Genomic DNA, 24,084 nt, shown 5'->3' with positions numbered 1-24,084 from the left:
TATGACCCAAATCGACTATACCCGCGCCGCCAAATACTTTCTGCTGCAGGACTTCTGGGTCGGGATGAAACTGGGTCTGAAGTACTTCTTTGCCCCCAAGGCCACAGTGAATTACCCGCATGAAAAGGGACCGCTGTCCCCTCGTTTTCGTGGCGAACACGCTCTGCGCCGTTATCCAAACGGCGAGGAACGCTGCATCGCCTGTAAACTGTGCGAGGCGATCTGCCCGGCCCAGGCCATCACCATCGACGCCGAACCGCGCGAAGACGGCAGCCGCCGCACCACGCGCTATGACATCGACATGACCAAGTGCATCTATTGCGGCTTCTGCCAAGAGGCCTGCCCGGTCGATGCTATCGTTGAAGGTCCGAATTTCGAATTCGCCACGGAAACCCGCGAAGAGCTGTTCTACGACAAGGAAAAACTGCTCGACAACGGCGAACGCTGGGAAGCCGAGATCGCCCGCAATCTGGAAATGGACGCGCCGTACCGATGAATGACACGCCGACAAATCCGTTTGAGCTGATGATGAAGCAGGCGCAGGACATGGCCAAGGCGATGAACCCGGCGATGGAGAATTTCTCGCCCAAGGGGTTCGAGAACCTGTGGCCGACCATGCCCAAAGAGGTCATGGAAATGATGTTTGGCAACACCGTCAACAAGGACGGGCTGGACGCCAAAACCCGCCTGTTGCTGACGCTTGCCGGGCTGACCATGCAGGGCGCGCAGGCGGATTCAGCGGTACGTCAGACCGTGCGCCATGCGTTGGAGGCCGGTGCCAAGAAACAAGAGATCGTCGAAACGATCGGTCAGATGTCGGTGTTTGCTGGCATCCCGGCCATGACCCGTGCGCTGGATCTGGCGCAAGAGGTCATGGGCGACAACAAGGATGAGGATCAATGACCGTCTTTGCCTTTTATCTGTTTGCCATCAGCGCCATCACCGGCGGGCTGTTCACGGTGATCAGCCGCCAGCCGGTGCACTCGGTGCTGTGGCTGATCCTGTCCTTCCTGTCCTCGGCGGGGCTGTTTGTGCTGCTGGGGGCTGAGTTCGTAGCCATGCTGCTGATCATCGTCTATGTGGGCGCGGTCGCGGTGCTGTTCCTTTTCGTAGTGATGATGCTGGACGTGGACTTTGCCGAGCTCAAGGCCGAGATGGCGCGTTATATGCCGCTGGCATTGCTGATCGGTCTGGTCATCCTGATGCAGTTCGTCATGGCGTTCGGTGCATGGGACAGCGCGCAGGGCGTTGAGGCCAATCTGGCCCAACCGGTTCCGACCGACCGTCACAACACTGAGGCGCTGGGTGTCATCCTTTATGATCAATACTTCCTTCTGTTCCAACTGGCGGGCCTGATCCTGCTGGTGGCCATGATCGGTGCCATCGTGCTGACCCTGCGCCACCGTCAGGACATCAAGCGTCAGGACATCATCGGCCAGATGATGCGCGACCCGGCCAAGGCGATGGAGTTGAAGGACGTGAAGCCGGGGCAGGGTTTGTGAGACTAGCTATGACCCTCGGAGTTTCACTGTTGTCACTAGCGAGTTGCCAAGAACTGCAGGACTTGGACGAGCGCGTAAGCAAAAATGCTCGGGCGAAAGCCTGCGAATTCTTCGACATACATCTGTCATCGGAACGCCCAATAGATTTAGGGAACGGAGTTGTCGGTCAAAGCAAAGGTGGCAGATCGCCGATACCATATTACGCTGGATGGGTCGCGACTGACTGCAAAACTGGGCGAGAACTAGAAGTAGCGGTTGATGAGCGCTCTGAATACCTTGCGCAGGTGACGTCCACTGAGGATGTCACGCTGACAGAGTTAAAAGAGCTTGCGATTAAACGCGACATGGCTACTCGATCAGTCACGAGTGATAGAGAGGCTTGTGGTTGCGCTGCCTTCTACCCTGATTTGGTCGGTGACAAAGTGCCTGCCTACCAAAGAGACGATATGCCCGCATGGAGCGAACTGTAAAATGATCGGACTTGAACACTATCTTACGGTCGCGGCGACGCTGTTCGTCATCGGCATCTTCGGTCTCTTCCTGAACCGCAAGAACGTCATCATCCTGCTGATGAGCATCGAGTTGATGCTGCTGGCGGTGAATATCAACCTCGTGGCGTTTTCCAGCTTCCTCGGCGATCTGGTCGGGCAGGTGTTTACGCTGTTCGTGCTGACCGTTGCGGCGGCCGAGGCGGCGATCGGGCTGGCCATTCTGGTCTGCTTCTTCCGCAACCGCGGCACCATCGCGGTTGAAGACGTCAATATGATGAAGGGCTAAGAGAACTATGGAAACCACCATCCTCTTTGCTCCGCTGGTGGGCGCATTGATCTGCGGCTTTGGCTGGCGGTTCATTGGTGAGAAAGCTGCCATGTGGACGGCCACGGGCCTGCTGTTTCTGGCCTGTCTGCTGTCGTGGATCGTGTTCTTTGCCTTCGACGGGGTGACGCAACAGATCGAGATCATGCGCTGGATCGAAAGCGGATCACTGTCGACAAGCTGGGCCATCCGTCTGGACCGTTTGACGGCGATCATGCTGATCGTGGTGACGACCGTCTCAGCGCTCGTGCACCTCTATTCCTTCGGCTACATGGATCACGACCCGCAATGGCGCGAGGGCGAAAGTTATAAGCCGCGTTTCTTCGCCTATCTGTCCTTCTTCACCTTTGCGATGTTGATGCTGGTGACGGCAGACAATCTGGTGCAGATGTTCTTTGGCTGGGAAGGCGTGGGCGTCGCATCCTACCTGCTGATCGGGTTTTATTATCGCAAGCCGAGCGCCAATGCGGCGGCGATGAAAGCGTTCATCGTGAACCGCGTGGGCGACTTTGGCTTTGCGCTGGGGATTTTCGCGCTGTTCCTGCTGACCGACAGCATCAACTTCTCGGACATCTTCGCCTCGGCCCCGGCTTTGGCCGAAGAGAAGTTGCACTTCCTGTGGGGTGAGTGGACCGCAGTTGAGGTTATCTGTGTTCTGCTGTTCATCGGTGCGATGGGGAAATCGGCGCAGCTGATCCTGCACACATGGTTGCCCGACGCGATGGAAGGCCCGACGCCTGTGTCGGCCCTGATCCACGCCGCGACCATGGTGACGGCCGGTGTGTTCTTGGTCTGCCGCATGTCTCCGCTGATGGAGTTCGCGCCGGGTGCGACCGGGTTCATCACCGTGCTGGGCGCAACGACCGCGTTCTTTGCCGCGACCGTGGGTCTGGTTCAGACTGACATCAAGCGCGTCATCGCCTATTCGACCTGTTCGCAGCTGGGTTACATGTTCGTGGCCGCAGGTGTCGGCATGTATTCGGCGGCGATGTTCCACCTGTTCACACACGCGTTCTTCAAGGCGCTGCTGTTCCTTGGGGCAGGCTCGGTCATCCACGCCATGCACCACGAACAGGAGATGACTGAGTATGGCGGGCTGCGCAAAAAGATCCCTTATACGTTCTGGGCGATGATGATCGGCACGCTGGCCATCACCGGCGTTGGCATTCCGCTGACGCATTTCGGTTTCGCGGGCTTCCTGTCGAAAGATGCGATCATCGAGAGCGCCTATGCAGGTGGGTCTTCCTATGGCTTCTGGCTGCTGGTCGTGGCGGCGGCGTTTACGTCCTTCTACAGCTGGCGTCTGATCTTCCTGACCTTCTACGGCACGCCGCGCGGCGACAAACATACGCACGACCATGCGCATGAAAGCCCGATGGTCATGCTGGTGCCGCTGGGCGTTCTCTCGCTGGGCGCGGTCTTTGCGGGCATGATTTGGTACGGCAATTTCTTCGGCCACGCGGACAAGGTCGGCAAGTTCTATGGCATCCCGGTGGCTGAGGCGTCGGAACATGCCGAGGCCGGTGATCACGGCAAAGCCGACGCGCATGGCGATGATAGCCACGCAGATGAAAGCCACGGCGATGACCACGCGGATGACAGTCATGGTGAAAAGGATGCTCATGGCGATCATCACTATGTTTTCGCAGGTGAGCCGGGCGAGGGCGCGCTATACATGGCGCCGGACAATCATGTGCTGGACGACGCGCATGCGGCGCCTAAGTGGGTCAAGGTTTCACCCTTTGTTGCGATGCTGCTGGGCTTTGCGATGGCCTATTGGTTCTACATCGTGAACCCATCGCTGCCGGGACGTCTGGCAGCGAACCAGCGGCCGCTGTACCTGTTCCTGCTGAACAAGTGGTACTTTGACGAAATCTACAATGTGATCTTCGTCAAACCCACCGTGGCGCTTGGCCGGTTCCTGTGGAAACGCGGCGATGGCAACACCATTGACGGATTCCTGAACGGGGTTGCCATGGGCGTTGTACCCTTCTTCACCCGCCTCGCAGGCAAGGCGCAGACGGGCTATATCTTTACTTATGCCTTCTGGATGGTCTTGGGGATTGCAGCCCTTGTCACCTGGATGTCGATCGGCGGAGGCGCACACTAATGGATAATATCCTCTCGATCGTTACTTTCATCCCCGCTGTGGCGGCGGCCATTCTGGCCCTGTTCCTGCACGGGGATGACGCAGCCGCGCAGCGCAACGCGAAATGGGTCGCGCTGGTGGCGACCACGGTGACGTTCCTTGTCTCGATTGGCATCTATACGGGCTTTGATCCCTCGAACACCGGCTTTCAGATGGTGGAAGAGGGTGAGTGGCTGCTGGGCCTGAAATACAAGATGGGCGTGGACGGGATCAGCGTGCTGTTCGTGCTGCTGACCACCTTCATCATGCCGCTGACGATTCTGGCCAGTTGGCAGATTACTGACCGGGTCAAGGAATACATGATCGCCTTCCTGCTGCTGGAAACGCTGATGCTGGGCGTGTTCATGGCTCTGGATCTGGTGCTGTTCTACCTGTTCTTCGAGGCTGGTCTGATCCCGATGTTCCTGATCATCGGCATCTGGGGCGGGGCGAACCGCATCTATGCCAGCTTCAAGTTCTTCCTCTATACATTCCTCGGCTCGGTTCTAATGCTGGTGGCGATGGTGGCGATGTATGCGGATGCGGGCACCACGGATATCGAGGCGCTGATGAGCCATCAGTTCTCGTCTGAAAGCTTCAGCGTGATGGGTGTCTACATTGTCGGCGGAATGCAGACGCTGATGTTCCTGGCGTTCTTTGCATCCTTCGCGGTGAAAATGCCAATGTGGCCGGTGCATACGTGGCTGCCGGATGCACACGTGCAGGCCCCGACGGCGGGGTCGGTCGTGCTGGCGGCGATCCTGCTGAAGATGGGGGGCTACGGCTTCCTGCGGTTCAGCTTGCCGATGTTCCCTGTGGGCTCGGCGGTGATGACCGATCTGGTGCTGTGGATGTCGGCGATTGCGGTTGTCTACACCTCGCTGGTCGCGCTGGTGCAAGAGGATATGAAAAAGCTGATCGCCTATTCCTCGGTCGCGCATATGGGTTTTGTGACCATGGGGATTTTTGCAGCGAACCAGCAGGGGATTGACGGCGCGATCTTCCAGATGATCAGCCACGGGTTCATCTCGGCGGCGTTGTTCCTGTGCGTCGGCGTGATCTATGACCGGATGCACACCCGCGACATTGACGCTTATGGCGGCTTGGTGATCCGGATGCCCGCTTATGCGCTGGTCTTCATGCTGTTCACCATGGCGAATGTCGGCCTGCCGGGCACGTCCGGGTTTATCGGAGAATTCCTGACCTTGATGGGAGCCTTCCAGGTCAACACATGGGTGACAGCGGTTGCTGCGACCGGGGTGATCTTCTCGGCGGGCTATGCGCTGTGGCTGTACCGTCGCGTGGTCTTTGGCGATCTGATCAAGGAAAGCCTCAAGGCCATGACTGACATGAGCTCGCGCGAGCGGCTGATCTTTGCACCGCTGATCATCATGACGATCCTGCTGGGCGTCTACCCATCGCTGGTGACCGATGTGATCGGCAATTCGACTGCCGCGCTGATTTCGAACTATGACACGGCTCTGGCCGCGGCTGAGGCCGTGATCCAGACAGCCGCTTCGCATTAAGGGAGCTTCGGAGATGATCCAAGCTGATCTGACAATAATCCTGCCAGAGATCGTTCTGGCCGTATATGCGATGGCGGCGCTGATCGGGGCTGTCTACACCACAAAGGACGGGCTTGCCCCGGTTCTGATCTGGGTGACCTCGGGCCTGATGGCGCTGCTGGCGATCTGGATCGCCACCAATGGCGACGGTGTGAACGTGGCCTTCAACGGCATGTTCGTTGACGACGGTTTCTCACGCTTTGCCAAGGTTGCGATCCTGCTATCTGCGGCAGCCGTTCTGTTGATGAGCCAGGATTACATGTCGCGCCGCGGGCTGTTGCGGTTCGAATATCCCTTGCTGGTCGCTCTGGCCGCCGTGGGTATGATGATGATGGTCAGCGCTGGTGATCTCATGTCCCTTTACATGGGGTTGGAGTTGCAATCGCTGGCGCTGTACGTCGTGGCCGCTCTGCGCCGCGACAGTGCAAAATCCACCGAGGCTGGTCTGAAGTATTTCGTTCTGGGCGCGCTCAGCTCGGGCCTGCTGCTGTATGGTGCATCGCTGGTTTACGGCTTCACCGGCACCACGCTGTTCTCGGGCATCATCCAGACGGTTCACCACGGAGACGTCTCGGTTGGCCTGCTGTTTGGTCTGATCTTCCTGATCTCGGGTCTGGCGTTCAAAGTATCCGCCGTGCCGTTCCACATGTGGACACCGGATGTGTACGAAGGCTCACCCACGCCGATCACCGCCTTCTTTGCCACTGCGCCCAAAGTGGCCGCAATGGCACTGTTTGCACGACTGCTGCATGACGCGTTCGGCGGCGTGATCAAGGACTGGCAGCAGGTGATCGTTCTGCTCTCGGTCCTGTCGATGCTGTTGGGTGCGGTGGCTGCGATCGGGCAGCGTGACATCAAGCGACTGATGGCGTTTTCGTCGATTGCCCATATGGGCTATGCGCTGATCGGTCTGGCGGCGGGTACGGAAATGGGCGTCAAGGCGATGCTAATGTATCTGGCGATCTATGTGACCATGAATATCGGCACCTTCGCCTTCATCCTGATGATGGAGCGGGACGGCAAACCCGTCACAGATATTGACGCGCTGCGGCAGTATTCCAAACGTGATCCGGGTAAGGCGCTGGCGGTTCTCATCCTGATGTTCAGCCTTGCGGGTGTCCCGCCGATGCTTGGCTTCTTCGCCAAGTTTGGCGTTTGGCAGGCCGGTGTCAGCGCGGGCCTGACCGGTCTGGTGATCGTGTCGGCCATCGCCTCGGTCATCGGTGCGTTCTATTACCTACGGATCGTGTTCTACATGTATTTCGGCGAAGAAAACGAAGACCCGATTGAAACGCGTTCGACGCCTGTTCTGTGGGTTGCCCTGATGGGGTCAGCCGCTTTGATGCTGGTGGGAATTTTCTATCAGTTTGGTGTTGAAGGCGCGGCAGCTGCTGCGGCGGCCACGCTTGTCAATTAATCCTAAAATCACACAAATCAGAGGGGCTCGGTCGTTAGACCGGGCCTTTTTGCCATGACGGATTGGCCGCAAGGTTACGGATTGCATGTGTTGCAAACGGTTGACAGTACGTTGAACGAAGCTGCGCGTATCGCACCAACGGCGACGGGGCCAGTGTGGATCATGGCCTATAACCAAACTGCGGCGCGTGGACGTCGGGGACGTGCATGGGCCAATCCCGTTGGAAACCTGGCTGCCACTTTATTGATGCGACCAAGTGGTAATCCCGAACAAGCAGCGTTGCGGAGCTTTGTTGCAGCCCTCGCTCTGTTTGATGCCTGTGTTGCTGTCTCGGGGCGGTCCGACGGGTTGTCTTTGAAATGGCCAAATGATGTGCTGCTGAATGGCGGAAAACTTGCGGGGATATTGCTGGAGGGTACGGGCCAAGGGCGCGACCTGTCTCACTTGGCGATTGGGATCGGGGTTAATCTGTCTCAGTCCCCACCAACCGACGCGCTGGAGGAGGGGGCGGTCCGACCCGTTTCGCTTTTATCCGAGACCGGCGCAGACGTCATGCCCGAGGATTTCCTGACAGAGTTGGCCGCCGCGTTTGCTCGCTATGAGACGCAGTTCGTGACCTATGGGTTCGAGCCGATCCGTACGGCCTGGTTGGATCGGGCCGCGCGTTTGGGCGACGTGATCACAGCCAAAACAGCGACATCCGAAACGATGGGCACTTTTGAAACCGTGGATGCCAGCGGCAACCTTGTCCTAAACACCGCCAAGGGCCGGGTCGCGATCCCAGCCGCCGACGTGTATTTCTGAGAGGAACGCAAATGCTTTTGGCTATCGATTGCGGCAATACAAACACTGTTTTTTCGATCTGGGATGGCAAGCAGTTTCTGTGCACGTTGCGAACCTCGACCCATCATTCCCGCACGGCAGATGCCTATTTCACATGGTATTCGACATTGGTGAAACACTACGGGATCGAGGCGGACATCACCGATGTAGTGATCGCCTCGACTGTGCCGCGTGTGGTGTTCAACCTTCGTATTTTCGCGGATCGGTTCTTTGGTTGCCGCCCGTTGGTCGTTGGCAAACCTGAATGCCTTTTGCCGGTGGCGCCGCGCATTGATGAGGGCACTATTCCAGGGCCGGACAGGCTGGCCAATGCGGTTGGGGCCTTCGACCGGCATGGCGGAGACGTTGTGGTGGTCGACTTCGGAACCGCCACCAATTTCGATGTTGTGGCCGCTGATGGCGCCTACGTTGGGGGTATTATTGCGCCGGGTGTGAACCTCAGCCTTGAGGCGCTTCACCAAGGTGCTGCGGCGCTACCGCATATTGATATCACGCGCCCCGACAAAGTCATTGGTACGAATACAGTTGGCTGCATTCAATCCGGCGTGTACTGGGGGTATTCCGGCTTGATCGAAGGACTGATTGCGCGGATCAAGGCCGAGTACGGCCATCCGATGAAGGTTGTCGGAACCGGGGGGCTTGCCCCGCTGTTTGATCAGGCGGATGTAGGGTTTGACGCGATCGAAGATGATCTGACGATGCACGGACTGACCGTGATCCATCGCTATAACAAGGAAAATGGCTCAACATGAGCAGTGAACGACTGATCTATCTGCCGCTGGGCGGTGCAGGTGAAATCGGCATGAACGCCTATGTCTACGGCTATGGGAAGCCCGGGCAGGAAAGGCTGATCCTCGTCGATCTTGGCGTGACCTTTCCGGATATGGATACGACGCCGGGCGTCGATTTGATTCATGCCGATATCTCTTGGCTGCAAGAGCGGGCCGACCGGCTGGAAGCGGTTTTTGTGACCCACGCGCATGAGGATCACGTCGGTGCAGTGGCCCATTGCTACGAGGCTTTGGGCGCCCCGGTTTATGCGCGCGCTTTCACCGCCAATATTGCACGCCGGAAAATGGAAGAGCATGGCCATCCCGAGGATGCGGTTCAAACGGTTTCGCCCTGGCCCGAGCAGGTTCAGATTGGGCCGTTCTCGGTAGGTTTCCTGCCGGTCTCGCATTCGATCCCGGAAAGTGCGGCGTTGGTAATAGATACGCCAGCAGGACGGATCGTACATTCGGGTGACTTCAAGCTGGACACCAACCCGGTGGTGGGTGAACCCTTCGACGCCGAGTTGTGGGCTGATGTTGCCAAACCAGGTGTAAAGGCGTTGGTTTGTGACAGTACCAATGTATTTTCTCAGCACGACGGACGATCGGAATCCGAGGTTGGCCCCGAGATCACCAAGCTGGTCGAAAGCGCCGAGGGGATGGTTGTTGCAACCACCTTCGCGTCCAACGTGGCTCGGGTGAAAACCTTAGCCGTGGCTGGGCAGCGGGCCGGACGCTCGGTCGTGTTGCTGGGCCGCGCGATGCGCCGCATGATTGAGGCTGCGACCGAAACGGGTATCCTGTCGGACTTCCCCAAAGTCATCAGTGCAGAAGAGGCGGTGGACGTTCCACGCCAAAACCTGATGCTGATCGTGACTGGCAGCCAAGGCGAACGCCGTGCCGCCAGTGCGCAGCTTGCACGCGGCAAGTATCGCGGTCTGGAACTGAAAGAGGGCGATCTGTTCCTGTTTTCGTCGAAAACCATTCCAGGCAACGAGCGGGGCGTGATCTTCATCATCAACCAGCTTAGTGAAAAAGGGGTGGATGTGGTCGATGACAGCTCGGGTCTGTATCACGTGTCGGGCCATGCCAACCGTCCCGATCTTGAGAGGGTACATGCGTTGATCAATCCCCAGATCGTGATCCCAATGCATGGTGAGCATCGTCACCTGCGCGAGCATGCTAAGCTGGCCGAGGCTGGAGGGCGCACCGGAATTCTGGCTGTTAATGGCACGATGTTGGATCTGACCGGCAACGCGCCGAAGGTGGTCGACTATGTGGAAACGGGTCGGACGTATCTGGACGGCACGGTGAAAGTCGGCGCGCTGGACGGTGTTGTTCGTGACCGTATCCGCATGGCGCTGAATGGCCACGTGACGGTAACGGTCATTCTTGACGAAGAAGACGAGCCGCTGGGCGAGCCGTGGTGCGACACGATGGGCCTGCCCGAGATTGGGTCCTCGCGCGCAGCATTGGTCGAGGTTTTGGAAGAGGATCTGAACCAATTCCTGATGCGCGCCGACGCCAAAACGTTGCGCGACGACGACAAACTGGAAGAAGCCATGCGCCGCATCGTGCGTCAGACTGCAAAAGCTGAGATTGGTAAAAAACCCGAAGTCACGACTGTTATCAGCCGGATGAAATAAGCCCGACCTCAGTCGGTCAGAGGCATCGGATAGCCTTTGAGTTTCAAGAACAGACTTTCCTCTTCCTGATTCAACAGGAAGGGGACCGAGCTGGGCGGCGCCGGGTCCAAAACCCGTGCCGCAATCTCGGCCAATACGACTTCGGTGATAAAGGGCAGGTCGAACTCGCGCGCGCGGTCGAGTGGGATCCATTGCAGATGCGACAACTCATCCGAGGCGCGGCTGAAATCGTCCAAGTCCCCGCATATCGCCGACGCATCAACAAGAAAGAACCGGGCATCAAACCTGCGCGGGCGACCGGGTGGGGTCACCGCGCGAAAGACGAACTGCAAAGCCTCAGCCGAAGGTCGAAACCCCAGCTCGGCAAATCCGCGCCAATCCGATGGCGCGGGTTCGGGCCAATTACCCGGCTGGCCCAAGACCAGACCTGTTTCTTCCCAAAGCTCGCGAATTGCCGCCGCCGCAAGGGCACCTTGCAACCCAAGTTCCGAGCGTTCACCTAGCCGATCAAAACACACAGGTGGCAACCCGCTTGCCAGCGGTATGTGGGCATCCTCGGGGTCAACAGCTCCGCCGGGAAAGACAAATTTGTTGGGCATAAAAGCGGCCTTGGCCCCCCTTTGACCCATCAGGATCGACGGGGCGGTCTTGCGGTCGCGCAGAACAATAACCGTGGCCGCGTTGCGGATTGCGGTCTTGTCCTGAATCATATGCGGGCCAATTCGCTGGAAACAAGCATTACGCGTTCTCGAACCCGTGCATCCGACGTGCCCATTGATAGGCCACAACGGCGCCTTTCAACCGAGGTAAAAGGAACAAGGACAACGCGGTGCACCCGATTGCGAAGACCAGGAACATTGTCAGCGGCTCTGGGCGGAATTCGACATACGTTACGTGCAGGGCGGGGGCCAGAAGGTGACCCACAAGTAGGATTGTCAGGTATGCTGGCCCATCATCGGCGCGATGATGAAACAGTTCTTGCCCGCAATTCGAACAGCTGTCGTTTACAGTCAGATACCCTTTCAACAGCTTGCCTTCGCCGCATTTTGGGCAACGACCGCGAAAACCTTTGAACAACGCTGGTTTGGTGGCACGTTCAGATTCGGGCAGAGTGTTTATCGTTTGATCTGTCATTTCGATACTCGCGGGTTTGATTAAAGCGGATATTGCGCATCTTTTGTGCAACTTAAAAGGGGGGTGCGTCGCTTTGCATCGCTGTTTTTTTCTGGGAATTTTAAAAGTTTCGCGACGGAACCCGGGCGCCGCATCGTTTGAACCCATGTAAGCAGCGGCAAAAGGGCCGCGAAATCAAAGGAAAACGATATGAAAAGCGCCAAATTCATCCCGGTAGTCCTGATCGCGGCTGTGGCCGTCACCGGCACCTCTGTACTGGCCGCAGGGCCGCGTGATCGCGAACCTGTGACTTTCCAGGAACTGGATGCCAACAGCGATGGCCAGGTGACAAAAGAAGAAATGCTGGCCCATCGCAGCAAACGCTTTACTGATGCGGATACGAACGGAGATGGGCAGTTGACCATTGAAGAGATGCAGGCCGCTGGCCAGAAAAGGGTCAATGACCGTGTGACCAAGATGTTCGAGAAGCATGACGCCAATCAGGACGGGTCTCTGAGCCAGGACGAGTTGCCGAAACCGCGCCGCGCTGACAAGATGTTTGATCGTATAGACGCGAATAGCGATGGGTCGATCTCGGAACAGGAATTTGCCGATGCGAAGGACAAGATGGGCCGGCACCACAAAAAGCGCGCAAAATCGGACACTGACGACAGCTGATGCAGGATGGAGGCTCTGACGTCCTCATCCACTTCCATCCGCAGCCAGTCATGTGCTGCGGATGTGCCCAGCGACGATACGTTGCTGGGCCTTTTCGCGCGGGGTGATGCTGCAGCTGCTCGTATCTTGACGGACCGCTTGGGGCCGCGGTGTTTGTCGGTCGCAATGCGCATGCTGGGCAATCGGGCCGAGGCCGAAGATGTTACCCAAGATGCGATGATGCGCCTGTGGAAAGTTGCGCCGGATTGGGTATCGGGGCAGGCGAAAGTGTCGACGTGGTTGTATCGCGTTACGATGAACCTGTGCATTGATCACTTGCGCAAGAACAAACCTGACCGGCTTGCTGACGTGCCCGAGCCAGAAGATGGCAGTCCGAGTGTAGCGGACCGTATGCAGGACGAAGCCCGCAAGGATGCGCTTCAGCTGGCACTGGAGCAGCTGCCCGAACGGCAACGTCAGGCAGTTATTTTGCGGCACATAGAAGAACTGCCAAACCCCGAGATCGCCGGTGTCATGGGGATTTCGGTAGAAGCGGTTGAAAGCCTGACCGCACGTGGCAAGCGAGCCTTGGCCGGGATTCTGGCAGGGCGTCGCGAGGAATTGGGGTATGACGATGACCGAAGATGAAAAAAATCTGGACGAGATGTTTGCGACGGCCCGTGAGAATCGGCCTTTGCTTTCTGATGATCTGACGGTTCGTATCCTGACAGATGCAGAGCAGGTACGCCTAAATCAGATCAAAGCTGCTGACAGGCCCCGACGTTCTTATTGGGCTAGGGTGTTAGATGGTATCGGCGGCTGGCACAGCTTTGGTGGTTTGGTGGCGGCCAGCGCGGCAGGCGTTTGGATCGGCTTTTCTGCGCCCGACTTTTTGCCGGACCCTGCGACCTATATCTACCAGCAAGAAGCCGGGCTTGCTTTGGCCGATTTGGACACTTCATTTCTGGAGGGCGCGGAATGAGCGACAATCCTAAACCAAAGCGCAGTTGGGTGAAGGTTCTGTTGGCCGTATCCTTGGGGTTTAACCTTCTTGTGGTTGGTGTCGCCGTAGGAACTGTGCTGCGGGTCAAGGGCGGAGATCACGCCAAGGCGCCTCCGGGATTTGGGTCAGCGTTGTACCGGGCCTTGCCGAAAGAGGACCGAAAGGCACTGCGCGGGCAACTTTCAGCGCGCCATAAAGCCGGATCGAAGGGTCGGGTCCGGAATTTCGAGATCCTCAGTGCTGCCTTGAGGGAAGTCCCTTTTGACCCCGAGACGGTGCAAGATATCTTGTTGCAGCAGTCACAGTCTTTGGCGGACTTGCAGTCAAACTTGCAAGGTCAATGGCTTGAGCAGGTCACCGACATGACTGACGCGGAACGCGCGCTTTACGCCGACCGCCTTGACGAGGTTGTGCGTCATGGTCCTCATGGCAAGAAGAGGAAGAATTAGTGCCTCAGGCCGCGCATTGCCTGACCCTGACCTGGTTGCGCCCTGCCTTTTTGGCAGCATAAAGCGCCGTATCGGCGGACTTGATCAGGTCATCTAGTGGCTCAGTTTGAAATGGAGTGGGCAGGGTTGTGATTAGACCGATACTGATAGTGACTGGAACGGGTTCTGTATTGTCCGGTAGCGAGAACGGTTTTTGTCTGATGCAATTACACAGTGATCGCGCAACATTGACCGCCCTCGTTTCAGTGGCATGAGGTAGCCCGATCATGAATTCTTCGCCACCAATCCGCGCGACAAAACCATCGGATCCGATTGCACGTTCCATCCGGGTTCCCGCCTCGGTCAGAACGATATCCCCGCCGGCGTGGCCATACCGGTCATTGATGGATTTGAAATGGTCTAGATCAGCCAGCATAACGGCAAAACCCTGACCTAGCTGTAACGACTTGCGCGCGATCTGATCCATAGCCCGCATGGCGTATCGGCGGTTGTGCAGACCGGTCAGAGGATCAATCCAAGATTCCGCAATTCCCCTGTGAAGCGATGCGCGCATCTGATCCATCTGGGTTTTGCGGGCAAGCCTGTTGGTCAGTCGCTGCCTAACCTCCTCAACACAGAAGCCTCCCATGCAAACCGCGTCAGCCCCCCGGTCGAGTGCTTCGGCGGCGAGCGTCGCGTTATTACGGTCAAGTACCGCGATCAATACTGTGCGACGTGTGGCCGCTCGGGACTTCAGATCCGCCAGAACATTGAGCCCTGCCAATGTTGTGCCGACTTCTATTACAATTGCGTCCGGGACTGGCCCTGATAAGACGCCCTGCAGGTTCGAAGAAGTGTGCGCGGAGACGTTATGTCTTGTCTGATCCGCAAGCAAATTTCGCCACGCGGTACCCGATCGCGCAGTTCTGGCCAGAACGGCCACGCGAGACGGTTTGGGTGGCGCGATCAGACTTACTGCGGGCTCGGCGAAACCCAATGGTTGAACGTTTGTGGTTAGCTTCAGATCCTGAGTCTCAGCACGAGCGCGCAACAGACTGCGGACCTGCGCCAGCAGAAGCGAATCCTTAAAGGGATGCACCAGCACATCGTCCAGCCCGTCCGAAAGGGCTTTCAGCCGGGCGGCTTTGTCGTTTTGCGCCGCTATCGCAACAACAGGGACATCGGCTAAGTCCGGATCAGCCGCAAGAAGCTGTTTGACATCAGCAGCTGTTCCATCCGGCAGAGTCTGGGCCGTGAGAACCAGATCAGGCCGTGTTCGCCGTAAAAGCCCGGCCAGCCCTTCCAGTTTTTCACCTTGCACGACGTGGTACCATGCTGCGGTCAACTGAACCTTCAGCATGATGCGATTGGTCGAGGTCCCGTCGAGGACAAGGATAGTTCCCTGCACGGACATATCTGTCACCGTTGATTGCATGCGTTGCCAAAGTGTTTATGAGTCTGGTTAACAAACCCTTTCCAAGATCAATTCCGGGGTCTCTTTATGCCAATCTCTGCTGAATCTGCCGAAACGCTGGCGCTAAATGTTCTGGCTTGGCTTGCGGGAAATGAGGAATTGCTGCCTGTTTTTCTTGGGTCAACTGGCGCTTCGGCTCAGGATCTGCGCAACAGAGCTGCAGAGCCGGAGTTCCTTGGCTCGATTCTTGAATTCCTCATGCTTGACGATTCGTGGGTTGTGGAATTCTGTGACGCCAATTCTGTGCCTTATGATCTTCCCGGACAGGCGCGTGCGGTTTTGTCCGGGGCGGCAGACATGCATTGGACCTGATGAAAACACTTCTGGAGCTTGAGATGCCGATAGACGCGCTTCTGTTCGACAAGGACGGAACTCTGTTCGATTTTGCCGATACCTGGGGTGCTTTCGGGCGCAATATGTTGCTGCGCCTGACCGATGGGGATCATGACAGGGCAAGGGTGCTGGGTCGTGTGATCGGCTTCGATCTGGATCAAGTCACATACTCGGAAGACAGCATCGTGATTGCAGGAACAGTCGAAGAAGTGGCCGAGACGCTGGCACCACACTTGGCGGAGATGCCACGAGACGCCCTGATCGACCTGTTGAACGCAGAGTCCGCCTCGGCCCCACAGGCGCAAGCGGTGCCGTTGACCCCATTTCTTGACGGGTTGCGGGGGGCGGGTCTTAAGCTGGGTGTTGCAACAAATGACGGCGAAGCGCCAGCGCTGGAGCATTTGGCATCAGCCGGAATTCGGGATCATTTCGATTTTGTCGCTGGTTATGACAGCGGCCATGGGTTCAAGCCGGGTCCGGGCCAGTTGCTGGCCTTTGCCGCGCATGTGGATGTGCCGCCTGAACGCGTCGCTATGGTTGGTGACAGTCTCCATGATCTTCAGGCGGGTCGGGCAGCGGGTATGACGACGATTGGTGTGCTGACGGGCTTGGCTCCGGCTGAAGTTCTGCAACCCATGGCGGATGTCGTATTACCAAATATCGGCCACATACCGGAATGGTTGACACGAAACTGATCGCCTAAGCTCCAGAATCGGCGCATCGGACCTCAAAACCGACAAGAGGTGTCGCAGACAGAGCGGCCACATGCCTTGCTTCGAGGCTTGCTTGACAAAAGACAAGCTCGCGGAGGATTCAATGGCAGAGGCGAAAACACGCAAACGTCGCAGTGGCGGGCGGGCAGGAGCAGCCGAACGCAGGGGCAGCGCGGTTATTGACCAGATGCCGTGGAGCCCACCGATCAATATTGACAAGCCGACCGAGCCTCTGGACGAGGCGGGAATTCAAGCGATCCACGAGGGCGCAATGCGCATTCTCGAAGAGATCGGTGTCGAATTCTACAATGAAGAAGCTATCGATATCCTGCGTAAGGCCGGTTGCACCATCGAAGGGGATAACGTCCGTATGGGGCGGGATTTTGTTATGGAGATGGTGGGCAAGGCACCATCATCTTTCACGATCACGCCGCGCAATCCGGATCGCCGGATCGAAATCGGTGGTCGCAACCTGTTGTTTGGTAATGTGTCATCGCCTCCGAATTATTGGGATATGGAGATCGGTACCAAGGTTCCGGGAAACCGTGAGATGTGCCGAAATCTGCTGAAACTGACTCAGTATTTCAACTGTATTCATTTCGCGGGCGGATATCCGGTCGAGCCTGTGGATATCCACGCGAGTGTTCGGCATCTGGATGTGCTCTATGACAAGTTGACCCTCACTGACAAAGCGATGCACGCGTATTCGCTGGGTAAGGAGCGTGTCGAAGACGTCATGGAAATGGTGCGGATCGCTGGTGGGCACAGCCATGAAGAATTCGAGGCAGAACCCCGGATGTACACCAACATCAACTCGACCTCTCCGCTAAAACATGACCACCCGATGATCGACGGCTGTTTGAGGTTGGCGCGACGTGGGCAAGCGATTGTTGTAACTCCCTTCACGCTGGCCGGAGCGATGGCCCCGGTAACAATGGCGGGTGCAGTGGCGCAATCGCTGGCCGAGGCTCTGTGTGCGATTGCTCTGTTCCAGTACGTCCGGCCGGGCATACCCTGCGTGATCGGGACGTTCACATCGAATGTAGACATGAAATCCGGTGCGCCGGCGTTTGGAACGCCCGAGTACATGCGTTCGACGCAGATGACCGGACAAATGGCGCGGTTTTATGGCCTGCCCATGCGGTCATCTGGGGTCTGCGCGGCCAACGTACCCGATGGTCAGTCGGTTTGGGAAACCTCGAATTCGCTTTGGGCGGCTGTGCAGTCGGGGACGAATATGGTTTATCACGCGGCCGGGTGGCTGGAAGGGGGGCTGATCGCCAGCCCCGAAAAGTTTATCATGGATTGCGAAATTTTACAGCAAATCCAACGCTATATGCAGCCCGAGATCACGGCGACGGGACCGGATGAGATCGCTTTGGACGCGATCCGTGCGGTCGGGAATGACGGTCACTTCTTTGGCATTCAGCACACTCAGGATCGCTATACCACAGCATTCTACCAACCGTTCCTGAGTGACTGGAAGAACTATGAAGGCTGGGACGTTGCGGGCGGTATCTGGACCGCTGAACGAGCCCATCACATGTTCAAGGAAATCATTACCAGTTTTGAGCCCCCGGCAATAGATGAGGGCATTCGCGAAGAACTTGCAGACTTTGTCGAGCGTCGTAAATCCGAAGGGGGCGCTCCGACTGATTTTTAGTGCAAAGCCAATGACTTCCACTTTGAGACTTGTGCGTGATTTGCATCTCAGAACTTGCATTTTCGCGTTTTGTTAAGGATTTCTGAGTCACAGTGCACGGGAAACCAAACCGAGGCTTCCCATGCATGGTCTGATAAACCGGGCAGTACAGTCCTTTGTGAGCGCGACATACGGGCAATCTTGCTGGATGCGGGTGACTGATGCCGCAAATCTTGGTTTTACTGAGTTCGAGGCAATGCTGGTTTATGAAGACGCGATGACCACGCGGGTTCTGGATGCGCTTTGTGCCGAATTAAACCGCCCGCGAGCAGAGATTCTGGAAGATCTGGGAACCTATTTGGTTTCGCACCCCAATATGGAGGATTTGCGTCGTCTACTCCGATTCGGCGGCGAAACGTATGTAGAGTTCCTGCATTCTTTGGATGATCTTTCGGACCGGGTCAGATTGGCGGTATCCGATTTGCGCTTGCCTCTTCTGGAACTGCGAGAGGTCTCTTCGTCAGAGTATCACTTGCACTGCTATTCGGGTCTGCCGGGGTATGCCAGTGTCATGGTTGGGGTATTGCGCGCTGTGGCCGACGACTACGGGGCGCTTGCCTTCCTTACACATGAAGGACAGCAAGGTGAGGTCGAAGTCATCACGATTGCACTCGTTGAAAGCGCATTTTCCGCCGGGCGGAATTTCGATCTGGGGGCCAGGAAGCCATGATCGAAATCGATGATCTTGCAGGTATGCTTGGGACTTTGTGTCCGATGTTTGTTCTTGTGGATGGTGAGGGTAGAATCGCTCAGGTCGGTCCGACCTTGCAGAAATTGCGTCCAGATCAGCCAATGCCTGGAAAAGACTTTTTGGAAGTATTCGAGCTTGTCAGACCTCGCAAAGTGTCGACGCTCGCAGCGCTCGTGTCCTTGGCCGGAGCGAAGTTGCACCTGAAAATAAAGGGTGAGCCACATACAGCGCTCAAGGGGTTGATCGCTCCTTTGCCAAACGGGCAGGGGGCGGTGATAAACCTGTCCTTCGGAATTTCTATTTTGGATGCGGTTCGTGACTATGCGCTGACCAGTGCGGATTTCTCAGGAACGGATCTCGCGATCGAGCTACTTTATCTGGTCGAGGCTAAGTCTGCCGCGATGGAGGCGTCTCGATCTTTGAACCTGCGCCTGCAGGGCGCGATGTTGGCGGCCGAGGAACAGGCATACACGGATATGCTGACCGGGTTGAAAAACCGCCGGGCCATGGATGTGTTGCTTGGGCATTTGGCTTCTGGTGACGCGCCATTTGCCTTGATGCATCTGGATCTGGATTTCTTCAAGTCGGTGAACGACAGATACGGTCACGCGGCGGGCGACTATGTCCTGCAACAGGCGGCTTGTATTATGGTCGAAGAAACCCGAAACGACGATACTGTCGCAAGGGTTGGTGGCGATGAATTTGTCATCATCTTCAAACACCTGATCGACGAATCTGTTCTGTCCGCAATTGCGTCCCGCCTGATTGACAGGTTGCGACAACCCATGATCTTTGAGGGGTCCGTGTGTCAGATATCAGCTAGTATTGGCACTGCGTTGTCGACGCAGTTTCAGGCGCCGAAAGCAGCCGAGATTTTGAATGCGGCAGATCAGGCCCTCTATGAAGCCAAGCGAATGGGGCGATCAAGGCATTGCCTGTATTCGTCGTTTCTGGGTCAGCGCATACAAATTGCGCCGTCGCAAGCCTCGCCGCACTAAGCGTTTACGACTTAAACTTTTTCGAAAGCCTGTGCCAGAACAGCCGAGATGTGGCGTTTTACTCCGGGCAGTTCGCCTATTACAGGCATGACCTTCCCTTGAAATCCAGCTTGCTCCAATTCCTGAGGTACATCTTCCAACACATGGCCGCCGCGGCACGCGAAGAAAGGCAGGCAAAGCGCGATTTGCCCAGAGTTTGTTGCCGCCTCAGAAATCGAAGGGGCCTCTTCAACGAATCCTACGCGGATGGACTTCAGCTTGATCCTCTCACTCACGAGTTCAGCGAACTGATTGGCGACAGCCGAAGGATTGCGGCTGCGACCCGACCCATGTGCGGCGAGGATCAAGTTGCACTGGTCTGTTGACCATGTGTTTGATTGAATGGTCGATCCAATCGCCTCGGCAGCGATGGCTGGAAGGGCTTTATCAACGCCAAGAGGATCGAGGATGCGCAATTCTCTTCCCCCTAGCCGTTTTGGCAATGCGCTAGTGACAAACCAACCTTTGGCCATGAACAATGGATAAATCACCGTGTCGTCAGGTAAGTCGTCCAGGCAGTGTTCTAGTCTGCTTGGCGCAGCGAGCGTTGCAGAAGTGACATTCACCCCACCGCACATCTCATTCACCTCGGCCGCATAGGCCGCCAGGGCCGCTTCGGCTGGCTCGGGGTCAGATGGTTGACCGTGGGCGACAATTACAGCGTTTGGCATAGGTGTGATCCTGCTTGGTTCTGCCAAAGGTGGCGTGTGTTTTGGCGAAGTCAATGCGCCGTGCAAACGTATTAACCCAACAACGTAAGCCACAGCCAGACCGTCAGGATCGAGGCGCCGGTGCCGACTAAAACGGAGGAGGCCGCGACCCGTTTGGCGCGGCCATACATGTTCGCGAAGATATAGGCGTTAAAGCCGGGTGCCATGGCAGCGTTCAGCACGCCTGAGCGGAACAAGTCTTGCGGCAATCCCACAGTCGAGCCGAACAACCACACAAGGCTGGGGTGCAGCATAAGCGAAACGCCGCAGACATAGGCAATGGTGCGTAAATCACCCTCGGGTCGATATTTGACCAGTACGCCGCCCAAGGCAAACAACGCGCCGGGCAGGGCCGCACGGGTGATCAGGCCAAGAGCGTCATCGACCACTCCGGGCACACCGATCCCGGATAGGTTTACGATAAACCCCAACGCTATCCCCAGGATCAGTGCATTGCGGAACATAGCTGACAAGACCGAGCGCACCATCCGCGTGCTGCCCTGACCTCGGCTGCGCATGACCTCCATCACGGTGATCCCGATGCCGTAACAAAAGGGGGCGTGAAAGGCGATGATTGCATAGTTCCCCGCGAGGTTTTCAGGGCCATAAGCGCGCTCGGTAATGGGCAGCCCCAGCAGGACTGAATTCGAAAACAGGCAGCAAAAGCCGATGGCAACGCAGTCTTCCCACTCACGTCTGAAAATCAGGCGGGCGCCGAACAGACCTGCGCAGAAACACAGGCCCGCGGCCGTATAGAAGCTAAACAGCAGGCGAGGGTCGAAACTGGCGCTGAGGTCCAGATTGGCGATGGCCAGAAACAGCAGGCACGGGATGGCGAACCCCTGAGTGAACTTCATCAGCCCGTCGATATGGACCTCTTTGAAATAGCCCAACGCGGTGGCTGTGTACCCGGCACCGATCACCAGAAATACTGGCAGGATAACGTCGATCAGGCTTTGCAGCATGGTGCCATCCTGTGGAGTATTTCGGCAGGCACCATAAGCGTTTTAAAGGGCCTGATGGATCACCATGCCATCATAGGCAGGGGTGATGTGGTCGGCGGTTTCAGCCTCGACCGTCGCGTAGTCCAAATCGATGTGCATATTGGTCAGCACCGCGCGCTTGGGCTGGAGCTGTTCGATCCAACCAAGCGTCTTTTCCAGATGCGCGTGAGTTGGATGCGGCGTGCGGCGCAGCGCGTCGATGACAAGACAATCCAGCCCTTGCAGCGCAGGCCATGCGTCGTCATAGATATCGGCCACGTCTGGCAAATAGACCAGTCCGCCAATCCGAAAACCCAGCGCGTCGATCGAACCGTGATTGACCTTGAACGGTTGTAACGGGATCGGGCCGCCGGGGCCGTCGATTTCGAACGGGCCACTGATGGTTTTCAGATCAAGGATCGGCGGGTAGGGCGAGCTGTCAGGCTGGATGAACGCATATCCGAACCGTCCCAGCAGGTCGTTTTGCGTGTCACCGTCCGCCCAGACGGGCACACGGGTGCGCATGTTGAACACGATCATGCGCAGGTCGTCGATGCCGTGGACGTGGTCGGCATGGCTGTGGGTGTAGACCACCCCGTCCAGCCGCCCGGTGCCCGTATCCAGTAACTGACTGCGCATATCCGGTGTGGTGTCGATCAGGACCGAGGTTGTGCCCTCGGGCCCATCGCGCTCCACCAGCATGGAACAGCGACGGCGGATGTTCTTTGGGTTCTCGGGATCACACTCGCCCCAGTGCCCGCCCAGCCGAGGCACGCCGCCGGAAGATCCGCAGCCCAGAATGGTGCAGCGCAGCTGGGTCATGCAGCCGCCTTGTAGGTCGCGGCCTTGGTGAACAGCCGCTCGAAGTTCAACTGGGTCTGAGCGGCGAACTCGGCATAGTCCATCCCGAACACCTCTGCCCCCTTGCGGGCGGTGTGGGCGGTATAGGCGGGCTCGTTGCGTTTGCCGCGAAACGGGGGCGGGGCCAGATAGGGCGCGTCGGTTTCAACCAGAACGCGGTCGACCGGGGCGGTGGCGAAGATATCGCGCAGCTCCTGGCTTTTGGGGAAGGCCGCGATGCCGGACATGGACAGGTAAAAGCCCAGATCCAGCGCGGCTTTGGCCAGTTCCGCCGACGACGAAAAGCAGTGCATCACACAGGAATAAGGCGCGTTGCGATGTTCCTCGGCCAGAATGCGGGCCATGTCCTCGTCCGCTGCACGGGCGTGGATAATCAGGGGCAGGCCGGTGCGCTGGGCGGCCTCGATATGGACGCGCAGCGATTGTTTCTGCACCTCGGCGCTGTCGGCGGTGTAGTGGTAATCCAGCCCGGTCTCACCGATGCCCACAAATTTGGGGTGCTGCGCCAGAGCGTCCAGTTCGTCTACGGTGGCCATCGGCTCATCCGCAGCGCTCATGGGGTGGGTGCCGGCGGCGTAGAAGACAGTGGCGTGGGCCTCGGCTATCGCGCGGACACTGGGTTCATTGCGCAGCTTGGTGCAGATCGTGACCATGCGGGTGACGCCAGCCTCGGCGGCATTGGCGACGATCTGGTCCAGCTGGCCTTCGAAATCGGGGAAGTCCAGATGGCAATGGCTGTCGGTGATTTGGGGGGTGTCGCTCATCTGCTCTGACCGGCGGTTTCCTGTATCTTGAACACCGTATCTAGGACCAGAGCGGCAGGGTCAAGGTTCACCGCCTGACCATGTCGTGCGCGGGCGGTGATTGTTGCAGCCACCTCGGCCCATTTGCGGGCCTGATGGGGGGACTGAGACAGTCGCGACAGGATTTCGGCCTCATGCGGAGCGGCCTCGGGCAGGGGGGCTGCTCCGGTCGCGCCGGTCAGGGCAAGGCGCGACAGGGCCACGTCGACCAGGGTTAACAGTAGCTCGAACCGCTCAGCCGCGCCGCGCTGGGCGGCGGCCTCGGCCAGTTTCAGGGCGCGTTGACGGTCCATACGGGGCAGCGTGCCGAGGATGGCGATGAACTCGGCGTAGATTTCGAGCCCGCCGAGGTTGATCAGGCGCACCGCGTCCCCGACAGAGCCAGCGGCGAGGGCTGTCAGATGATCCGGTTGCGCAGGCAGTTCGGCACCGGTTTGCGCAAGGGCGGACTGCATGTCGTCAGCCCCCAAAGGCGACAGGCGCAGGGTTCGACAGCGCGATCGGATTGTTGGCAACAGGCGTGAGGGCTGGTGCGAGATCAACAGCAGCGTCGTACGCGCGGGCGGTTCTTCCAACATTTTCAACAGGGCGTTGGCAGCACTAACATTCATCTCATCGGCTGAATCTACGATGACCACGCGCCGCCCACCATCGGCCGAAGACAGACCGAAGAACTTACCCAGCTTGCGGATGTCATCCACTACGATCTCATTGCGCAAGCGTCCCTGATCGTTCAATGACCGGGTGATCGCGGCAAGGCCGGGCTCTGCCCCGGCCTGAATGCGGTGGGCGACGGGGTGGTCGGGGTCGATCGCGAGCGTCTCAGGGGGCGGGGGGGCACCGAACAGTCCGTCATCCCCAGCCGGAGGGGTGGCTAGCAGGAACCGGG

Annotated in this window: 27 protein-coding genes; 19 read left to right on the top strand and 8 right to left on the bottom strand. The window is 57.8% G+C overall.

The window, feature by feature from the left end; all coding sequences use genetic code 11:
• Position 1 precedes the first annotated feature (1 nt).
• The 10 genes from nuoI to J7380_RS19945 all read left to right on the top strand — a co-directional run bounded on the left by nuoI (position 2) and on the right by J7380_RS19945 (position 10,687).
• A complete protein-coding gene (gene nuoI / locus J7380_RS19990; RefSeq protein WP_039524264.1) occupies positions 2–496 on the top strand; it encodes an NADH-quinone oxidoreductase subunit NuoI in 495 nt (164 codons plus the stop codon).
• Positions 493–903, top strand: a complete 411-nt coding sequence (locus J7380_RS19985; protein ID WP_209198542.1) for a carboxymuconolactone decarboxylase family protein — start codon at positions 493–495, stop codon at positions 901–903. The genes nuoI and J7380_RS19985 overlap by 4 nt, the downstream gene beginning before the upstream one ends.
• Entirely contained in the window at positions 900–1,502 is a 603-nt protein-coding gene (locus tag J7380_RS19980) for an NADH-quinone oxidoreductase subunit J (protein ID WP_170752153.1), read from the top strand. The genes J7380_RS19985 and J7380_RS19980 overlap by 4 nt, the downstream gene beginning before the upstream one ends.
• Positions 1,503–1,973: 471 nt before the next feature.
• A complete protein-coding gene (gene nuoK, locus J7380_RS19975; RefSeq protein ID WP_005984024.1) occupies positions 1,974–2,279 on the top strand; it encodes an NADH-quinone oxidoreductase subunit NuoK in 306 nt (101 codons plus the stop codon).
• A gap of 7 nt (positions 2,280–2,286) precedes the next feature.
• Positions 2,287–4,428, top strand: coding sequence for an NADH-quinone oxidoreductase subunit L (gene nuoL, locus J7380_RS19970; RefSeq protein WP_209198540.1), 2,142 nt, complete (start codon positions 2,287–2,289; stop codon positions 4,426–4,428).
• The gene (locus tag J7380_RS19965; RefSeq protein WP_209198532.1) at positions 4,428–5,972 is read left to right on the top strand and encodes an NADH-quinone oxidoreductase subunit M; all 1,545 of its coding nucleotides are present in this window, start codon (positions 4,428–4,430) and stop codon (positions 5,970–5,972) included. Before nuoL ends, J7380_RS19965 begins: the two co-directional genes overlap by 1 nt.
• 13 nt (positions 5,973–5,985) lie before the next feature.
• Positions 5,986–7,428 carry an NADH-quinone oxidoreductase subunit NuoN gene (gene nuoN, locus J7380_RS19960; RefSeq protein ID WP_209198530.1) on the top strand — a complete coding sequence of 481 codons (1,443 nt, stop codon included), beginning with the start codon at positions 5,986–5,988 and terminating at the stop codon, positions 7,426–7,428.
• Between the two features lie 54 nt (positions 7,429–7,482).
• The gene (locus J7380_RS19955) at positions 7,483–8,232 is read left to right on the top strand and encodes a biotin--[acetyl-CoA-carboxylase] ligase (RefSeq protein ID WP_209198528.1); all 750 of its coding nucleotides are present in this window, start codon (positions 7,483–7,485) and stop codon (positions 8,230–8,232) included.
• Positions 8,233–8,243: 11 nt separating this feature from the next.
• Positions 8,244–9,023 carry a type III pantothenate kinase gene (locus tag J7380_RS19950; RefSeq protein ID WP_209198526.1) on the top strand — a complete coding sequence of 260 codons (780 nt, stop codon included), beginning with the start codon at positions 8,244–8,246 and terminating at the stop codon, positions 9,021–9,023.
• A complete protein-coding gene (locus J7380_RS19945; protein ID WP_209198524.1) occupies positions 9,020–10,687 on the top strand; it encodes a ribonuclease J in 1,668 nt (555 codons plus the stop codon). Before J7380_RS19950 ends, J7380_RS19945 begins: the two co-directional genes overlap by 4 nt.
• An 8-nt stretch (positions 10,688–10,695) precedes the next feature.
• Here the strand turns inward: J7380_RS19945 and J7380_RS19940 are convergent, their stop codons facing one another.
• The gene (locus J7380_RS19940; protein ID WP_209198516.1) at positions 10,696–11,397 is read right to left on the bottom strand and encodes an NUDIX hydrolase; all 702 of its coding nucleotides are present in this window, start codon (positions 11,395–11,397) and stop codon (positions 10,696–10,698) included.
• Between the two features lie 28 nt (positions 11,398–11,425).
• Positions 11,426–11,821 (bottom strand): DUF983 domain-containing protein, encoded by a 396-nt coding sequence (locus J7380_RS19935; RefSeq protein WP_209198514.1) that lies wholly within the window; start codon positions 11,819–11,821, stop codon positions 11,426–11,428.
• Positions 11,822–12,010: 189 nt separating this feature from the next.
• Between J7380_RS19935 and J7380_RS19930 the strand changes: the two genes are divergently transcribed.
• Genes J7380_RS19930 through J7380_RS19915 form a run of 4 tightly spaced genes read left to right on the top strand, consistent with a single transcriptional unit; the run spans position 12,011 to position 13,909 of the window.
• The gene (locus J7380_RS19930) at positions 12,011–12,478 is read left to right on the top strand and encodes an EF-hand domain-containing protein (protein WP_209198512.1); all 468 of its coding nucleotides are present in this window, start codon (positions 12,011–12,013) and stop codon (positions 12,476–12,478) included.
• Positions 12,479–12,484: 6 nt separating this feature from the next.
• Positions 12,485–13,105: an RNA polymerase sigma factor gene (locus J7380_RS19925; protein WP_209198510.1), complete on the top strand. Its 621-nt coding sequence runs from the start codon at positions 12,485–12,487 to the stop codon at positions 13,103–13,105.
• Positions 13,092–13,439 carry a hypothetical protein gene (locus J7380_RS19920; protein WP_209198508.1) on the top strand — a complete coding sequence of 116 codons (348 nt, stop codon included), beginning with the start codon at positions 13,092–13,094 and terminating at the stop codon, positions 13,437–13,439. Before J7380_RS19925 ends, J7380_RS19920 begins: the two co-directional genes overlap by 14 nt.
• Positions 13,436–13,909: a periplasmic heavy metal sensor gene (locus J7380_RS19915; RefSeq protein WP_209198506.1), complete on the top strand. Its 474-nt coding sequence runs from the start codon at positions 13,436–13,438 to the stop codon at positions 13,907–13,909. The genes J7380_RS19920 and J7380_RS19915 overlap by 4 nt, the downstream gene beginning before the upstream one ends.
• Positions 13,910–13,913: 4 nt before the next feature.
• Here the strand turns inward: J7380_RS19915 and J7380_RS19910 are convergent, their stop codons facing one another.
• A complete protein-coding gene (locus J7380_RS19910) occupies positions 13,914–15,302 on the bottom strand; it encodes a diguanylate cyclase (protein WP_209198504.1) in 1,389 nt (462 codons plus the stop codon).
• Positions 15,303–15,389: 87 nt separating this feature from the next.
• On the opposite strand from J7380_RS19910, the gene J7380_RS19905 reads away from it, so the two are divergent.
• The 5 genes from J7380_RS19905 to J7380_RS19885 all read left to right on the top strand — a co-directional run bounded on the left by J7380_RS19905 (position 15,390) and on the right by J7380_RS19885 (position 19,799).
• Positions 15,390–15,674: a DUF3572 domain-containing protein gene (locus tag J7380_RS19905; RefSeq protein WP_209198489.1), complete on the top strand. Its 285-nt coding sequence runs from the start codon at positions 15,390–15,392 to the stop codon at positions 15,672–15,674.
• A 23-nt stretch (positions 15,675–15,697) separates the two neighbouring features.
• The gene (locus J7380_RS19900; protein ID WP_209198649.1) at positions 15,698–16,390 is read left to right on the top strand and encodes an HAD family hydrolase; all 693 of its coding nucleotides are present in this window, start codon (positions 15,698–15,700) and stop codon (positions 16,388–16,390) included.
• A 121-nt stretch (positions 16,391–16,511) separates the two neighbouring features.
• A complete protein-coding gene (locus J7380_RS19895; protein ID WP_209198482.1) occupies positions 16,512–18,071 on the top strand; it encodes a trimethylamine methyltransferase family protein in 1,560 nt (519 codons plus the stop codon).
• Between the two features lie 121 nt (positions 18,072–18,192).
• Entirely contained in the window at positions 18,193–18,780 is a 588-nt protein-coding gene (locus tag J7380_RS19890) for a heme NO-binding domain-containing protein (protein WP_209198481.1), read from the top strand.
• A complete protein-coding gene (locus J7380_RS19885; RefSeq protein WP_209198472.1) occupies positions 18,777–19,799 on the top strand; it encodes a GGDEF domain-containing protein in 1,023 nt (340 codons plus the stop codon). The genes J7380_RS19890 and J7380_RS19885 overlap by 4 nt, the downstream gene beginning before the upstream one ends.
• A gap of 11 nt (positions 19,800–19,810) precedes the next feature.
• Here the strand turns inward: J7380_RS19885 and J7380_RS19880 are convergent, their stop codons facing one another.
• The 5 genes from J7380_RS19880 to J7380_RS19860 form a co-directional block, all read right to left on the bottom strand.
• Positions 19,811–20,509 (bottom strand): CbiX/SirB N-terminal domain-containing protein, encoded by a 699-nt coding sequence (locus J7380_RS19880; protein ID WP_209198470.1) that lies wholly within the window; start codon positions 20,507–20,509, stop codon positions 19,811–19,813.
• A 71-nt stretch (positions 20,510–20,580) separates the two neighbouring features.
• Entirely contained in the window at positions 20,581–21,513 is a 933-nt protein-coding gene (locus J7380_RS19875) for an AEC family transporter (protein ID WP_209198468.1), read from the bottom strand.
• 42 nt (positions 21,514–21,555) lie between these two features.
• Positions 21,556–22,353 (bottom strand): MBL fold metallo-hydrolase, encoded by a 798-nt coding sequence (locus J7380_RS19870; RefSeq protein ID WP_209198466.1) that lies wholly within the window; start codon positions 22,351–22,353, stop codon positions 21,556–21,558.
• Entirely contained in the window at positions 22,350–23,156 is an 807-nt protein-coding gene (locus J7380_RS19865) for a TatD family hydrolase (protein WP_209198464.1), read from the bottom strand. The genes J7380_RS19870 and J7380_RS19865 overlap by 4 nt, the downstream gene beginning before the upstream one ends.
• Positions 23,153–24,084: DNA polymerase III subunit delta' (locus tag J7380_RS19860; RefSeq protein WP_209198462.1), on the bottom strand; the 932-nt coding region annotated here is incomplete at its 5' end. The genes J7380_RS19860 and J7380_RS19865, both read right to left, overlap by 4 nt.

Source organism: Ruegeria sp. R8_1 (assembly GCF_017743815.1).
Classification (GTDB): Bacteria; Pseudomonadota; Alphaproteobacteria; order Rhodobacterales; family Rhodobacteraceae; genus Ruegeria; species Ruegeria lacuscaerulensis_A.
This window is presented reverse-complemented; position numbering and strand designations above follow the sequence as displayed.

What these genes read in the sequence shown, in the direction of transcription:
- nuoI (WP_039524264.1), top strand. Translation starts at nt 2, where the DNA reads ATGACCCAAATCGACTATACCCGCGCCGCCAAATACTTTCTGCTGCAG.
- J7380_RS19985 (WP_209198542.1), top strand. Translation starts at nt 493, where the DNA reads ATGAATGACACGCCGACAAATCCGTTTGAGCTGATGATGAAGCAGGCG.
- J7380_RS19980 (WP_170752153.1), top strand. Translation starts at nt 900, where the DNA reads ATGACCGTCTTTGCCTTTTATCTGTTTGCCATCAGCGCCATCACCGGC.
- nuoK (WP_005984024.1), top strand. Translation starts at nt 1,974, where the DNA reads ATGATCGGACTTGAACACTATCTTACGGTCGCGGCGACGCTGTTCGTC.
- nuoL (WP_209198540.1), top strand. Translation starts at nt 2,287, where the DNA reads ATGGAAACCACCATCCTCTTTGCTCCGCTGGTGGGCGCATTGATCTGC.
- J7380_RS19965 (WP_209198532.1), top strand. Translation starts at nt 4,428, where the DNA reads ATGGATAATATCCTCTCGATCGTTACTTTCATCCCCGCTGTGGCGGCG.
- nuoN (WP_209198530.1), top strand. Translation starts at nt 5,986, where the DNA reads ATGATCCAAGCTGATCTGACAATAATCCTGCCAGAGATCGTTCTGGCC.
- J7380_RS19955 (WP_209198528.1), top strand. Translation starts at nt 7,483, where the DNA reads ATGACGGATTGGCCGCAAGGTTACGGATTGCATGTGTTGCAAACGGTT.
- J7380_RS19950 (WP_209198526.1), top strand. Translation starts at nt 8,244, where the DNA reads ATGCTTTTGGCTATCGATTGCGGCAATACAAACACTGTTTTTTCGATC.
- J7380_RS19945 (WP_209198524.1), top strand. Translation starts at nt 9,020, where the DNA reads ATGAGCAGTGAACGACTGATCTATCTGCCGCTGGGCGGTGCAGGTGAA.
- J7380_RS19940 (WP_209198516.1), bottom strand. Translation starts at nt 11,397, where the DNA reads ATGATTCAGGACAAGACCGCAATCCGCAACGCGGCCACGGTTATTGTT.
- J7380_RS19935 (WP_209198514.1), bottom strand. Translation starts at nt 11,821, where the DNA reads ATGACAGATCAAACGATAAACACTCTGCCCGAATCTGAACGTGCCACC.
- J7380_RS19930 (WP_209198512.1), top strand. Translation starts at nt 12,011, where the DNA reads ATGAAAAGCGCCAAATTCATCCCGGTAGTCCTGATCGCGGCTGTGGCC.
- J7380_RS19925 (WP_209198510.1), top strand. Translation starts at nt 12,485, where the DNA reads ATGGAGGCTCTGACGTCCTCATCCACTTCCATCCGCAGCCAGTCATGT.
- J7380_RS19920 (WP_209198508.1), top strand. Translation starts at nt 13,092, where the DNA reads ATGACCGAAGATGAAAAAAATCTGGACGAGATGTTTGCGACGGCCCGT.
- J7380_RS19915 (WP_209198506.1), top strand. Translation starts at nt 13,436, where the DNA reads ATGAGCGACAATCCTAAACCAAAGCGCAGTTGGGTGAAGGTTCTGTTG.
- J7380_RS19910 (WP_209198504.1), bottom strand. Translation starts at nt 15,302, where the DNA reads ATGTCCGTGCAGGGAACTATCCTTGTCCTCGACGGGACCTCGACCAAT.
- J7380_RS19905 (WP_209198489.1), top strand. Translation starts at nt 15,390, where the DNA reads ATGCCAATCTCTGCTGAATCTGCCGAAACGCTGGCGCTAAATGTTCTG.
- J7380_RS19900 (WP_209198649.1), top strand. Translation starts at nt 15,698, where the DNA reads ATGCCGATAGACGCGCTTCTGTTCGACAAGGACGGAACTCTGTTCGAT.
- J7380_RS19895 (WP_209198482.1), top strand. Translation starts at nt 16,512, where the DNA reads ATGGCAGAGGCGAAAACACGCAAACGTCGCAGTGGCGGGCGGGCAGGA.
- J7380_RS19890 (WP_209198481.1), top strand. Translation starts at nt 18,193, where the DNA reads ATGCATGGTCTGATAAACCGGGCAGTACAGTCCTTTGTGAGCGCGACA.
- J7380_RS19885 (WP_209198472.1), top strand. Translation starts at nt 18,777, where the DNA reads ATGATCGAAATCGATGATCTTGCAGGTATGCTTGGGACTTTGTGTCCG.
- J7380_RS19880 (WP_209198470.1), bottom strand. Translation starts at nt 20,509, where the DNA reads ATGCCAAACGCTGTAATTGTCGCCCACGGTCAACCATCTGACCCCGAG.
- J7380_RS19875 (WP_209198468.1), bottom strand. Translation starts at nt 21,513, where the DNA reads ATGCTGCAAAGCCTGATCGACGTTATCCTGCCAGTATTTCTGGTGATC.
- J7380_RS19870 (WP_209198466.1), bottom strand. Translation starts at nt 22,353, where the DNA reads ATGACCCAGCTGCGCTGCACCATTCTGGGCTGCGGATCTTCCGGCGGC.
- J7380_RS19865 (WP_209198464.1), bottom strand. Translation starts at nt 23,156, where the DNA reads ATGAGCGACACCCCCCAAATCACCGACAGCCATTGCCATCTGGACTTC.